At 73.2% G+C, this 12764-nt stretch carries 13 protein-coding genes; 7 read left to right on the forward strand and 6 right to left on the reverse strand.

What is annotated here, in order from left to right; genetic code table 11:
• The 7 genes from rnpA (at position 1) to RM425_RS00695 (ending at position 5521) form a co-directional block, all read left to right on the forward strand.
• Complete coding sequence (gene rnpA / locus RM425_RS00665) at positions 1–402, forward strand: ribonuclease P protein component (RefSeq protein WP_311343252.1); 402 nt, start codon at positions 1–3, stop codon at positions 400–402.
• Positions 399–746 (forward strand): membrane protein insertion efficiency factor YidD, encoded by a 348-nt coding sequence (yidD, locus tag RM425_RS21585; RefSeq protein ID WP_396137012.1) that lies wholly within the window; start codon positions 399–401, stop codon positions 744–746. The genes rnpA and yidD overlap by 4 nt, the downstream gene beginning before the upstream one ends.
• The gene (gene yidC, locus RM425_RS00675) at positions 739–1809 is read left to right on the forward strand and encodes a membrane protein insertase YidC (RefSeq protein WP_311343253.1); all 1071 of its coding nucleotides are present in this window, start codon (positions 739–741) and stop codon (positions 1807–1809) included. The genes yidD and yidC overlap by 8 nt, the downstream gene beginning before the upstream one ends.
• Positions 1810–1888: 79 nt before the next feature.
• Positions 1889–2494 carry a Jag family protein gene (locus tag RM425_RS00680; RefSeq protein WP_311343254.1) on the forward strand — a complete coding sequence of 202 codons (606 nt, stop codon included), beginning with the start codon at positions 1889–1891 and terminating at the stop codon, positions 2492–2494.
• Between the two features lie 73 nt (positions 2495–2567).
• A complete protein-coding gene (gene rsmG, locus RM425_RS00685) occupies positions 2568–3233 on the forward strand; it encodes a 16S rRNA (guanine(527)-N(7))-methyltransferase RsmG (RefSeq protein ID WP_311343255.1) in 666 nt (221 codons plus the stop codon).
• 109 nt (positions 3234–3342) lie between these two features.
• Positions 3343–4371 carry a ParA family protein gene (locus RM425_RS00690; protein ID WP_311343256.1) on the forward strand — a complete coding sequence of 343 codons (1029 nt, stop codon included), beginning with the start codon at positions 3343–3345 and terminating at the stop codon, positions 4369–4371.
• 25 nt (positions 4372–4396) lie between these two features.
• Positions 4397–5521 carry a ParB/RepB/Spo0J family partition protein gene (locus RM425_RS00695; RefSeq protein ID WP_311343257.1) on the forward strand — a complete coding sequence of 375 codons (1125 nt, stop codon included), beginning with the start codon at positions 4397–4399 and terminating at the stop codon, positions 5519–5521.
• 72 nt (positions 5522–5593) lie between these two features.
• Here the strand turns inward: RM425_RS00695 and RM425_RS00700 are convergent, their stop codons facing one another.
• The 6 genes from RM425_RS00700 to RM425_RS00725 all read right to left on the reverse strand — a co-directional run bounded on the left by RM425_RS00700 (position 5594) and on the right by RM425_RS00725 (position 12710).
• The gene (locus RM425_RS00700; protein ID WP_311343258.1) at positions 5594–6589 is read right to left on the reverse strand and encodes a D-alanine--D-alanine ligase family protein; all 996 of its coding nucleotides are present in this window, start codon (positions 6587–6589) and stop codon (positions 5594–5596) included.
• Positions 6586–8004: an aminotransferase-like domain-containing protein gene (locus RM425_RS00705; RefSeq protein WP_311343259.1), complete on the reverse strand. Its 1419-nt coding sequence runs from the start codon at positions 8002–8004 to the stop codon at positions 6586–6588. The genes RM425_RS00700 and RM425_RS00705 overlap by 4 nt, the downstream gene beginning before the upstream one ends.
• Positions 8005–8204: 200 nt before the next feature.
• Positions 8205–9470 carry an N-acetylmuramoyl-L-alanine amidase gene (locus RM425_RS00710; RefSeq protein WP_311343260.1) on the reverse strand — a complete coding sequence of 422 codons (1266 nt, stop codon included), beginning with the start codon at positions 9468–9470 and terminating at the stop codon, positions 8205–8207.
• Between the two features lie 69 nt (positions 9471–9539).
• Positions 9540–9866 (reverse strand): thioredoxin, encoded by a 327-nt coding sequence (gene trxA, locus RM425_RS00715; protein ID WP_311343261.1) that lies wholly within the window; start codon positions 9864–9866, stop codon positions 9540–9542.
• 87 nt (positions 9867–9953) lie between these two features.
• On the reverse strand, positions 9954–10970 hold the full coding sequence (gene trxB, locus RM425_RS00720; protein ID WP_311343262.1) for a thioredoxin-disulfide reductase: 1017 nt from the start codon (positions 10968–10970) through the stop codon (positions 9954–9956).
• A 51-nt stretch (positions 10971–11021) separates the two neighbouring features.
• A complete protein-coding gene (locus RM425_RS00725) occupies positions 11022–12710 on the reverse strand; it encodes a protein kinase family protein (protein ID WP_311344014.1) in 1689 nt (562 codons plus the stop codon).
• Between the last annotated feature and the right edge of the window lie 54 nt (positions 12711–12764).

Consider the following 12764-nt stretch of genomic DNA (forward strand, 5'->3'; position numbering starts at 1 on the left):
GTGCTGCCCGCGCAGGCACGCCTGCGCCGGCGCCCGGAATTCACCGCGGTCGTCCGGTCCGGCCGACGTGCCGGGCGGCCGACCATGGTGCTCCACTTCCTCCCTGAGCGGCCCGCCCTGGCGGGCGGCGACCCGGCGCCCGGTGATGAGGCGCGTCCACCGGCGCCGTCCGGTGCGCGGGCCGGCTTCGTCGTCGGCAAGGCGGTGGGCAACTCCGTGGTCCGTCACCGCGTGACCCGGAGGCTCCGGGCCGCTGTCCGGGCCGAGCTCGACCGGCTGCCGGCCACGGCGGACCTGGTGGTGCGGGCACGCCCGGAGGCGGCGGACGCCGATTCCGGGGTCCTGCGCCGCGATCTGGCCCGCGGGCTGGACCGGCTGCTCGACCCGCGGGCCCGCCGGTGAGCGGCCGGGCACCGGTGCGCCGGGCGTTGCTGGCCGCGGTGGGCTTCTACTCGCGGGCGATCAGCCCGGCGCTGCCGCCGCGGTGCCGGTTCTACCCCACCTGCAGCGCCTACGCCGCCGAGGCGATCGACCGCCACGGAGCGGCGCGCGGCAGCTGGCTCGCCGTCCGCCGGATCCTCAAGTGCGCGCCCTGGCACCCCGGGGGCGTGGACCCGGTCCCCGGCGGAACCCGCGAGCCCGCCCGCACGTCGAGCACTGCGGTGCCGGCGCCAGTGGCACCCGAACCCGCACGTGCCACCCCGCCGGCCTCGCGCCGGGCGAACGAGGAGACCTCCGTTGCTTGACTGGCTGTACACCGCGATCGCCTGGGTGATGGCCCGGTGGCACGACGTGCTCTCCACCTTCCTCGACCCGGCCGGTGGTCTCACCTGGGCGCTGTCCATCGCGCTGCTGGTCGTCACCGTCCGGCTGCTGCTCTTCCCGCTGTTCGTCAAGCAGGTGAAGTCGCAGCGCGCGATGCAGGAGCTGCAGCCCGAGATCGCCAAGCTGCGCAAGCAGTACGGCAGCGACCGGCAGGGCATGAGCCAGGCGATCATGGCGCTGCAGAAGGAGCGCGGGGTCAACCCGCTGGCCGGCTGCCTGCCGATCCTGCCGCAGATCCCGATCTTCCTCTCGCTCTTCCACGTGCTGCGCCGGCTCGCGCCGGACAAGGACGGGCTCTACAGCTGGTCCGACGAGCTCACCGACCAGGCAGCCCGGGCCGACCTGTTCGGGGCGCCGATCTCCTCGTCGTTCAACATGGACGGCGCCAAGGAGACGGCGATCCTGGCGCTGGACGGGGTCACCTACGGCAGCATCCGCACCGTCGCGCTGATCCTCATCCCGCTGATGTGCCTGACCACCTACTTCACGCAGAAGCAGATCATGCGGCGCTCCGGTCCGGTCGAGGGCCAGGCCGCCACGGTGCAGAAGCTGCTGCTCTACGGCATGCCGCTGAGCCTGTTCGTCACCGGGTTCTTCTTCCCCATCGGCGTCCTCCTGTACTGGGTCGTGAACAACTCCTGGACCTTCGGCCAGCAGTTCTTCATCCTGCGCAAGATGCCGCCGCCCGGCTCGGCCGCCGCCAAGGCGAAGTCCGGTGCCGACAAGCCCGCGGTCGACCCGAAGACGCTCGCGCCCAAGCCGGGCGCCAAGCCGGTCCGTCCCAAGCCGGGTGCCAAGCCCGCGACCGCTACCCCCGAGAGCACCGTCGACGGTGAGAACGGCGCGAGCGGTGCGACGGCCAGCGGTGCGGCCGACGGACGCCCGGCCGGACCGTCCGCGAACGGTGCGGGCAACGCCCCGCGCGGTGGCGCCGGACGGGCGGGCCAGGGCCCCGCGAACCGGGGCAAGCGCAAGCGCCGCTGACGGCGCACGCCGGACCACGGTCCGGACCATGACCACCGGGGCCGACCCGGATGCCCGAACCGACAGTGGAGGAACCTCCGTGAGTGCCCCGCAGCAGCACACCACCGACACCGCCCCGGCGCTGCCGGACGCCGACGCCGCCAGCGACGACGCCCTCGTCGAGGCGGCTGACCTGGACTCCGACGGGGCGGGTGGGGCCCCTGGGTCCACCGGGCCGCGTGGGGAGGCCCTGCTGGTCCAGGAAGGGGACGTCGCCGGTGACTACCTCGAGCGACTCCTCGACATCCTCGACGTGGACGGGGACATCGACCTCGACGTCGAGGGGGATCGCGCCTCGGTCGCCATCGTGGGTGGCCGGCTGAACGACCTGATCGGTCCGGACGGCGCCACCCTCGAGGCGCTGCAGGAGCTCACCCGGCTCGCCGTCGCGCAGTCGACCGGAGTGCGCAGCCGGTTGATGCTGGACGTCGGCGGCTTCCGCGCCAAGCGCCGGGCCGATCTGACGGCACTGGCCGGCGAGACCGCCCGCCGGGTCTCCGGCAGCGGGCAGCCGGAGCGGCTCAGCCCGATGAACCCGTTCGAACGCAAGGTCGTCCACGACGTCATCGCCGGTGTCGAGGGCGTGCACAGCGAGTCCGAGGGCGAGGAGCCGAACCGCCGCGTCGTGGTCCTGCCGGACCGGTGAGCCGTCGAGCGAGCGAACCGGTGGGTGGACCTGCCCCGCGGACGCGGCTGACGAGCGCCGGCGAGGAGGCCTCGTGACCGAGCCGACTCCCGACGCCCCGCCGCCGCCCGCGGTGGCCGGGGAGGTCTTCGGGGACGCGCTCCCGGCGGCGTGCGCCTTCGTCGCGAAGCTCGCCTCCGCAGGTGTGGCGAGGGGCCTGATCGGGCCGCGCGAGGTCCCCCGGCTCTGGGAGCGGCACGTGCTGAACAGTGCGGCGGTCGCCGAGGCCGTGCCCCAGGGCGCCCGCGTGGTCGACGTCGGGAGTGGAGCGGGGCTGCCTGGGATCCCGCTGGGCCTGGCCCGCCGCGACATCGCCCTCACCCTGGTCGAGCCGATGGCGCGCCGCGTCGAGTTCCTCCAGGAGGCGGTCGCCGAGCTCGCCGACGCCCAGCGCACACCGTGGCAGGTGCTCCGTGGGCGGGCCGAGGAGCGGTCGGTGGCCGGTTCCGTCGGGCCGGTCGACGTCGTCACCGCCCGCGCCGTGGCCCCGCTCCCCCGGCTCGTCGGCTGGTGCCGGGGGCTGCTGCGTCCGGGCACCCAGCTGGTGGCCCTCGTCGGTGCCCGTGCCCTGGCGGAGCTCCCGGCGCTGATCCCGGAACTGGAGGCGGCGGGCATGCGGGACATCCATCCGCGGGCGGTCGGTGCATCCCTGGGGGCCGCTGCCACTACCGTGGTCGTCATGACGCGTGGGGCACGGTGACGGCTCTCCCCCGCGAGGTGACGGCGGGCCGTTCCACGAGCCTGTTCCACGTGGAACAGGTACAGCTACCCGACCCGTTCCACGTGAAACGGCACCAGGAGGGACTGCGATGAGCGACCCGGGCGAGCGGCTGCGGAGCAGCCTCGCGGCCGACCAGTCGTCCTCCGGGGGCATGGCGGACTTCGACAGCCCCATCGCGATGGAGGCGCTGCGGGCGACCCGCGTGCTGCACGCGGCCGACCAGGATCCTTTCCCGGCGCCCGCGCGGATCCGCATCATCACCATCGCGAACCAGAAGGGCGGCGTCGGCAAGACGACGTCCACGGTGAACCTCGGCGTCGCCCTGGCGCTCTACGGCCTGCGGACGCTGGTCATCGACCTCGATCCGCAGGGCAACGCGAGCACGGCCCTCGGTGTCGACCACACGGTCGGGACGCCGTCGATCTACGACGCCCTCGTCGGCGACAGCACGCTGACCGAGGTGGTGCACCCGACGACGGCCAGCCCGCACCTGCTCTGCGTACCGGCCACCATCGACCTGGCCGGCGCGGAGATCGAGCTGGTCTCGGTCGTCGCCCGCGAGCATCGGCTGCGCCGGGCGATCGAGGGCTACATCGCCGCCCTCCCCCCGGAGAAGCGCCCGCACTACGTGCTCATCGACTGCCCGCCGTCCCTCGGGCTGCTGACGCTCAACGCGCTGGTCGCCGGCGACGAGGTCCTCATCCCCATCCAGTGCGAGTACTACGCGCTGGAGGGGCTGGGTCAGCTGCTCAACAACATCGACCTCGTCCGGCAGCACCTCAACCCGGGCATCGCCGTCCGCACCATCCTGCTCACCATGTACGACGGTCGGACCAAGCTCGCCGACCAGGTCGCCGACGAGGTGCGCAACCACTTCGGCGACGTGGTGCTCGACGCGGTCATCCCGCGCAACGTGCGCGTGTCGGAGGCGCCGGGCTACGGCCAGTCCGTGCTCACCTACGACCCTGGCTCGCGCGGGTCCACCAGCTACGTCGAGGCAGCCCGCGAGCTCGCCCATCGCGGCGTGGGCCTGCCCCCGATCGACCGCACCAGCACGCCAGGCGCGGCGACGGCGTTCGCCGTCGCCGATGGCGTGAGCACGCAGGACGGCCAGTGAGCGCGATCCCCAACGAGGAGCCAAGATGAGCAAGCGCGGTGGACTGGGTCGCGGACTGGCCGCCCTCATCCCGACCGGCCCGCCCCCGTCGGCGCCCACTGCTCCCCCGCAGTCCACGGAGCCGGCTGACCGGTCCGGGGCGGACGAGTCGCCGTCGACGGCCGCACCGTCGCCGGTGAGCCTCGTGCCGCCTCCCGCCGAGCCCTCGACGGCCGACCGCCCCACCCCTGACGCCTCCGACGTCCCGGCTGCCCCGGCCGCCGCAGGGGTCGACGTCGGCATCGCCCCGCCGGTCGAGGCGCCGGGTGCGCTCGGTGTCCCCGGTGCGCAGCTGCGCGAGGTCTCGGTCGACGACGTCGTGCCGAACCCCAAGCAGCCCCGCCAGGTCTTCGACGACGAGGCGCTGGAGGAGCTCAGCCACAGCGTCAAGGAGTTCGGACTCCTGCAGCCGATCGTCGTGCGGGAGAACCCCGGCGCCGACGGCGGGACCGTCACCTACGAGCTCATCATGGGCGAGCGCCGGCTGCGCGCCGCCCGCGCGGCCGGGCTCGAGACGGTCCCGGCGATCGTCCGCGACACCACCGACGACGCGATGCTGCGCGACGCCCTGCTGGAGAACATCCACCGGGTCCAGCTCAACCCGCTCGAGGAGGCCGCGGCCTACCAGCAGCTGCTGGAGGAGTTCGGCGCCACCCACGAGGAGCTGGCCAGCAAGATCGGCCGCAGCCGCTCGCAGGTCACCAACACGATCCGGCTGATGAAGCTGCCGGTGAAGGTGCAGACCCGGGTGGCCGCCGGTGTCATCTCCGCCGGGCACGCCCGCGCGCTGCTCGGCCTTCCGGACGCCGACGCCCAGGACGCCCTGGCGACCCGGATCGTGGCGGAGGGCATGTCGGTGCGGGCCACCGAGGAGGCGGTCGCGATGGCCGCGGCCGAGCGCCCCACCGCGAAGCGCCGGACCCGCAACATCTCGGCTCCCGGGGTCGAGGAGCTCGGCTCCCGGCTCTCCGACCGGTTCGAGACGAAGGTCAAGATCCAGATCGGCCGGTCCAAGGGGAAGATCGTCGTCGAGTTCGGCTCGGTCGACGACCTCCAGCGGATCATCGGCGTGATGGCCCCCGAGATCACCGGACGACGTCCAGAGGCCTGACCAGCGCCTATCCACCGACGAGCGCCGCTTAACGTCACAGACGTTAAGCGGCGCTCGTCGGTGCGTGCGGTGTCAGCGGGGCGAGGAAGCCCGAGCCGCGAGAAGCCGGGCGATGACGTCGCCGAGCTCGTAGCCGGCGGCCTCGACGGCCATCGGGAACATCGACGTCTCGGTCAGCCCTGGCGACACGTTCACCTCGAGGAAGTGCACCTCGCCGTCCGTGGTGATGATCGCGTCGGTGCGGGACAGGTCGGCGAGCCCGAGCACCTCGTGCACGCGCACCGCGACCGCCGCGGCCCGGGCGGCGACGTCGTCCGGGATGCGGGCCGGTGCGTGGTACTCGGTCAGGCCGGGGGTGTAGCGGGCGGTGTAGTCGAAGACGCCGGACTCCGGCTCGATCTCGACCGCCGGCATCGCCTGGGGGCCGTCGCCGAGATCGACGACCGCGAGCGCAACCTCCACGCCCTCCACGTAGCGCTCGACCATCACGGTGTCCCCGTAGGCGAAGCAGCTCACCATGGCGGCCGGGAGGTCTTCCACCCGGCTGATCTTCTGCACGCCCAGCGCCGATCCCCCCGACGCGGGCTTGACCATGAGGGGCAGCCCCAGCCGGGCGACCATCAGGTCGAGCACGGTGCCCGCGCCGAGCTCGCGGAAGGTGCTGTGCGGGAGGGCCACCCAGTCGGGGGTGGTGATCCCGGCGGACCGGACGACGGACTTCGCGGCCGGCTTGTCCCACGCCAGCCGACAGGCCGCCGCGGGGGAGCCCACGTAGGGCACGCCGGCCAGGTCGAGGACGGCACGCAGGGCGCCGTCCTCACCGGTGGCGCCGTGCAGCGCGATGAAGACGGCGTCGGCGGGTGCAGCCGCGAGCCCGGGCAGGAGCTCGGCGTCGGCGTCGCGCAGTTCGGCGTCCAGACCGGCGCGGGTCAGCTCCTCGACGACCTGGGTGCCCGAGGAGAGCGAGACCTCGCGCTCGAAGGTGAGCCCGCCGGCGAGGACCACGGCGCGCAGCGGGTGCGGGTCGTTCCCGGTCTCGGGGGCCGGTGCGGGTGCGGACTCGGTCATCGGCCGTCCTCGTAGGCGTTGCTGTTGGCGGGGCCGACGATCGTGCCGGAGCCGGTGAACTCCGTGCCCGGCCGGATCGCGCGGAAGCTGCCGGTGTCGACGGAGTCGAAGGTGCTGTGCAGGTCCAGCTCCGCCTCGATGACCCGGGCCAGCCGCCGGACGCCCTCGCGGATCTGGTCGGGCTCGGGGTAGCAGTAGGACAGCCGCATGTACTCCTGGCCGCTGCCGTCGGCGTAGAAGCCGATGCCCGGGACGTAGGCGACGAGCGCGTTCACCGCCCGCGGCTGCATCAGCTTGGCGTCCAGCCCGTTCGGCAGCTTGAGCCACACGTAGAAGCCGCCGTCCGGCTTGGTCCAGGTCGTACCGGCCGGCATCAGCGCCTCGAGCGACTCGAGGCAGGCGTCCCGGCGCTCGCGGTAGAGCTCGGTGAACAGCTTGATCTGCTCGCGCCACGGCTGGGTGTCCAGGTACCGGGCTACGGCGTACTGGGTGAGCGACGGCGGGCAGAGCACCTGCGCCTCGGTCGCGAGCACCAGCTTCTCGCGGACGGCGAGGGGCGCGAGCACCCAGCCCACGCGCAGACCTGGGGAGAACGTCTTGGAGAACGAGCCCAGGTAGATGATCCGCTCGGAGTTGCGGGCGCGCAGCGCGCGCATGGGCTCGTGCTCGAAGCCGAGCAGGCCGTAGGGGTTGTCCTCGATGACCAGCAGGTCGTACTTCTCGGCCAGGGCGACGATCGCCTGGCGGCGAGGCTCGGTCAGCGTGACGCCGGCGGGGTTGTGGAAGTTCGGCACCGTGTACAGGAACTTGACCCGGTCGCCGTTGGCGCGGCACTCCTTCAGCGCCTCCTCGAGGGCCTCGGGGATCAGCCCGTCGTCGTCCATCGCCACGTGCCGGACGCGGGCCTCGGCCGACTGGAAGACGCCCAGGGCGCCGACGTAGGACGGCGCCTCGGCCAGGATGACGTCACCGGGGTCGACGAAGACGCGGGTGACCAGGTCCAGCGCCTGCTGGGAGCCGACCGTGACGACGACCTCGCTGGGCGAGGCGTCGGTGATGCCCTCGAGGGCCATCACGTCGCAGATCCGCTCGCGCAGACGGGGATCACCCTGGCCGGAGCCGTACTGGAGCGTCTGGGCGCCCATGCCGGAGACCAGGTCGCCGATCATCGAGCCGACGGCGTCCAGGGGCAGCGCGGTGACCGCGGGCATGCCGCCGGCCAGCGAGACCACCTCGGGCCGGCTCACCACGGAGAACAGCGCCCGGATCTCCGAGCTCTTCATCCCATGGGTGCGTGCTGCGTAGCGGTCGGCCAGCGGGTCCAGCCGCGGATGCCGCGGGGAGGGGTGGGGCGCACCGCGGTGCGCGCCCTGCTGTCCGGAACCGGCCGACGAGCCGGGCGGGAGAGTGGCCACCTTCGAAGTCTAAGCCCGCGGGGAATCGAGTTCCGGGACGCCGAGCGGACCGCCCCGTCACACTCGCCGGGCGCCCGCTGTCCCCGCCCCGGACACACGTCCTCCCTCACCTCCGGGCGTCCTCCCTGACCGTGCACGGTGAGGTAGGACGCTCGACGATCAGGTCACCTGATCCCGGCGGAGGACGACGATGTCATGGCTCAGCGGGTGCCGTCGAAGGACGACAGGGTGAAGGTGCCCGTGGGGGGGTCGGCCTCCGCGGGCAGGAACAACCGCTGCACGGCTGCCAGCACGCCCTGGGCGATCGAGGCGCGCAGCCGGGCGTCCAGCAGCAGCAACCGGTCCACGGGGTGGGAGAGGTAGCCGCAGTCCAGCCGCACGGACGGCATCCGCGTCATCCGCAGCAGGTCCCAGGTCTTGAAATGCGACCCCAGGTCCAGCAGCCCGGTGCGGGCGACCACCTCGCGGCGCGCGAGGTTGGCGAACTGCTCACCGACGGTGGACGACGCGCCCGATCCGGTGCCGTAGTAGTAGCTCGCCACCCCGCGGGCGTGCTCGGAGGCGTGCGCGTCCAGGTGCAGGGAGAGGAACAGGTCGGCGCGGGCGTCGTTGGCGAAGGCGGTGCGTTCGGCCGCCGTCGGGTTCTGGTTGCGGCCGCGGGTCAGGTATACCGTCGCTCCGGCGGCGGCGAGCCGGCCCTCGATCCGTGAGGCGAGGTCGAAGACGAGGTCGGCCTCGGTCGTCTCGCCGTAGGTGTGGCCGGGATCGGTGCCCCCGTGGCCGGGGTCGACCACGATCCGCCGGCTGATCAGGTGCGGGCCGCTGTCGACGAAGGACGCGCTCTGCCGCAGCAGCTGCGGGCGTCCACCGGTCACCTTCCGGCCGAGCTGGCGCAGGGCCCGCAACGTGCCCGGGCCGCAGGTGCCGTCGGAGGTGAGGCCGTAGTCGCGCTGGAAGGCGCGCAGACCGGCCTCGGTGTCGCCGCCGAAGATGCCGTCGACGGGCCCGGCGTCGTAGCCGAGCTCGTGCAGGCGCTCCTGCAGGTTGATGACGTCGTCCCCGCGGATGGCGCGCTCGGGGTCGTAGCGCAGGAGCCGGTCCCCCAGCGACCAGCGCGCCTCGTTGAGGGCGCGGTAGGTCTCCTCGCCGACCCGCCCGTCGACCGACAGCCCGCGGTTCTGCTGGAAGTGCCGGACCGCGAGCTCGGTGGCGTCGTCGAAGACGGCGGAGTCCAGCGCCACGTCGGGAAGTGTGGCCATGGCGTGCGGTGGGCGCGGCGCGGACGCTCCGTCGGCATCGGGCAGCAGCCCGAGGCTGCGCAGCGCGGTCTGCACGTCCGCCACGGCGGCGCCGCGGTCACCCGGGCCCAGGATTCGCATACCGCCGTTGGCTCCCATCGTGTCCTGATTGTCGTCCCCGACGCCGTCCTCGGCCCAGCCGGGGTCCCCGGACGCCGACGGGTCCACCTGCCCGGGTGGACAGGTGGACCCGTTGTCACTCAGCGTGGCGGCCCCTGCCGGAGCAGGGGCCGGGCATCACAGGTAGTCGGCGAGGTCGTTCAGGATCGCGCCCTTGGGCTTGGCGCCGATGATGCTCTTCACCGGCTGGCCGCCCTGGAACACCGTCATCGTCGGGATCGACATGACCTGGTAGTCGCGGGCGATCTGCGGGTTCTCGTCGATGTTGAGCTTGGCGATGGTCAGCTTGTCGCCGTGCTCGGCGGCGATCTCCTCCAGCACGGGCGCGACCATCTTGCAGGGTCCGCACCACTCCGCCCAGAAGTCCACGAGCACGGGCTTGTCGCTGCCCAGCACGTCGGACGCGAAGCTGGTGTCGGTGACCGTCACGGTGTTGCCTGCCATCGGTCGTTCTCCCTCTCGTCGGCTTGCTCTGAGTCGATCAGCGCTGTCCTGTGGGTGGAACCCGCGGAACGGTGGTTCTATGCCCGCTCAGCGCTCGTCGAAGGTGTCGGCGAGCCAGCGCTCGGCGTCGATCGCCGCGGCCGCACCGGTGCCGGCCGAGGTGATGGCCTGGCGGTAGATGTGGTCGACGACGTCGCCGCACGCGAAGACACCGTCGATGTTCGTGCGGGTGGTGGGGTGCTCGACCTGCACGTAGCCCTCGTCGTCCAGCTTGAGCTGGCCGACGAACAGCTCCGTGCGCGGGTCGTGGCCGATGGCCACGAACAGCCCGCTCACGGGCAGCGTCTCGGTGGCCCCGCTGCCGTCGGTCAGCTCGACGCCGGAGACGGTGGTGTCGCCCAGGACTTCGGTGACCTGCTTGCCCAGCGCCCAGCGGATCTTCTCGTTGTCCTGCGCGCGCTTCTGCATGATCTTGGACGCCCGCAGCTCCTCCCGCCGGTGGACGACGGTGACGCTCTTGGCGAAGCGGGTGAGGAAGGTGGCCTCCTCCATCGCCGAGTCACCGCCGCCGACGACGACGATGTCCTGGTCGCGGAAGAAGAAGCCGTCGCAGGTGGCACAGGCGGAGACGCCGCGGCCCAGCAGGCGCTGTTCGTTCTCCAGGCCGAGGTACCGGTACTTGGAGCCCGTGGCCACGATGACCGCGTGTGCCCGGTGCACCTCGTCGCCGACCTTCACGATCTTCGGGTTCGCGGTGAGGTCGACCTCGGTGACGTCGCGGGGGACGAGCTCGGCGCCGAACTTCTCGGCCTGGGTGCGCATGTCGTCCATGAGCTGGGGGCCCTGGATGCCCGCCGGGAAGCCGGGGAAGTTCTCCACCTCGGTGGTCGTCATCAGCGCGCCGCCGAACTGGGAGCCCTCGAACACCAGCGGGTGCAGGTTGGCCCGGGCCGCGTAGGTGGCCGCGGTGTAGCCCGCAGGGCCGGACCCGATGATGATCAGGTCGCGGACGCCGTCGTGCTCGGCCGGCGGGATGACGGGGTCGACGATCTCCTCCGTCGTGACGGCGGGACCGGGCGTGGGGGAGTCACTCACAGGCGGCACAACGACGATCGTAGGGGCGGCATTCCACCGGGGGGTGGGCCGCCCGGGAGGTCAGCCGGCCGCCTGGACCGTGATCTCGCCTATCTGGGCGGAGAAGCCGTCGGGACCGTCCACGAGTCCGGTGATCCAGAGCAGCACGTAGCGGGCCTGGGCCGGTTCGTCGAAAGCCAGCTCGGTGGTGTCCTCCAGCGTGGCGGCGGCGGCCACGTCGAAGCCCTCCAGGGCGCCGGCCGCCGTCTCCGCGGTCCGGACCTCCACGGTCGCGCCCGGGCTCGGGGTGGTCACGGTGACCCCGGCCACCTCCTGGGCGCTGCCGAGGTCGTACAGCACACCGACACCGGGCTTGAGGTTGCCGAAGGCCGGCGATCCGCGGTAGTTCAGCGTCGACCACGTCGTCGCCGGGTCGCCGTCGAAGGTGAGCGGGACGTCGCCGTCGTTCTCCGGCGCCCCGTCGCCGCCCGGGTCGAAGATCGAAGCCTCGCTGATGGCCACCTCCGGGCCCGCGACGGGGCCAGCGTCCCCTGTCCCGTCCTCCTCCTCTGCCCCGTCCGACGGGCCGGCCGTCGGCACGCTGATCGACGGCGGTGCGTCCTCGTCGACCGAGCCGGCGACCGACAGCAGGCTGGTGCCCACCCACCACGCCAGCGCGATCACCACCAGCAGCGCGAGCAGGGGCAGACCGACGACGAGCAGCTTGTGCCGGCGGGCGCCGTCCTCGTCGTCGTCGTCGTCGAAGGTGGAGGAACCGGTCGCCGGGCCGGTGTAGAGGTCGTCGGACAAGAGCCCGTCGTCGGACGGCTGGGACGGGGTGCCCGCGTAGGCACCGGAGGTGGGGACGACGGACCGGGCGTGGACGGTGTCGCCGCCGAGGGCGACCGGTGACACCGCGGTGCCCGGTCCGGCCGGGCGCACGGGTGGAACCGGCGGCAGGGTGTCGCGGTCCAGGCGGACGGGCGCCCCGGAGCGCTGCCGGTCCGATCGCTGGCTGTCGTTCCGGTCGGCCCGGGAGCCGCCCGTCGACGGCCGGCTGCGCGGGCGCTCGGCCAGGATGGCCGCCATGGCGGCCACGCTGGACAGGGCCTGACCGGGTTCCGTCGACCGCGCCCGCCGGGCCAGCGCCACGAGGTCGGAGGGACCGGTCAGCGGCCGGGGCTCGGGCTCCCCGGGCCGGAGACCGGTGAGGCAGGCGTCCAGCAGGGCGCCCAGCGCCGCGACGTCGCCGTCGATCGAGCCGGTGGCCGCGGGCACACCCCGCAGGCCCACCAGGCCGTTGGGCCGCAGCACCACGTTCTGGGGGGTGAGTCCGCCGACCGCCAGGCCGACGCGGTGGGCCTCGGCGACGCCGTCGGCGAGGCGGCGCAGCACGGTGCGCACCTCCCGCTCCGGGAGCGGCCCCTCGGCCAGCCGGTCGGACAGCGCCTCGCCGTCGATCCACTCGTTGACGACGTAGGCCGCTCCGCCGGGCGAGGCGTCGTCGCCCGGCGTCCCCACGCTGCCCTCGGAGGCGTCGTAGACCATCGCGAGGGCCGGGGTGGCCAGGCCGCCGGCGGTCAGCGCCCGGGTGATCCAGGCGTGCGCGGCGGGGCCCGCGGGGGTGTGCACGCGGACCGCGACGTCGCGGTTGAGGATCCGGTCCTTGGCCCGCCAGGTCTGGATGACGCCGGTCTCGGTCTGCTCGTCGGGGCCCACCTGGTCCAGTGGCCGGTAACGCTCCGGGAGGCCGGTGACCGTGGACGTCATCGACACCGTCGACCTCCTGTTCTGCTCGAGCGGCCGATGCGTCTGCACCGGCGT

The sequence above is a fragment of the Blastococcus goldschmidtiae genome (genome assembly GCF_031845325.1).
Taxonomy (GTDB): Bacteria; Actinomycetota; Actinomycetes; order Mycobacteriales; family Geodermatophilaceae; genus Blastococcus; species Blastococcus goldschmidtiae.

Bases quoted from the DNA above. Each gene is read 5' to 3' on its own strand.
- RM425_RS00700 (WP_311343258.1), bottom strand. From the start codon at position 6,589: ATGACCGAGTCCGCACCCGCACCGGCCCCCGAGACCGGGAACGACCCG.
- RM425_RS00690 (WP_311343256.1), top strand. From the start codon at position 3,343: ATGAGCGACCCGGGCGAGCGGCTGCGGAGCAGCCTCGCGGCCGACCAG.
- RM425_RS00695 (WP_311343257.1), top strand. From the start codon at position 4,397: ATGAGCAAGCGCGGTGGACTGGGTCGCGGACTGGCCGCCCTCATCCCG.
- trxA (WP_311343261.1), bottom strand. From the start codon at position 9,866: ATGGCAGGCAACACCGTGACGGTCACCGACACCAGCTTCGCGTCCGAC.
- RM425_RS00725 (WP_311344014.1), bottom strand. From the start codon at position 12,710: ATGACGTCCACGGTCACCGGCCTCCCGGAGCGTTACCGGCCACTGGAC.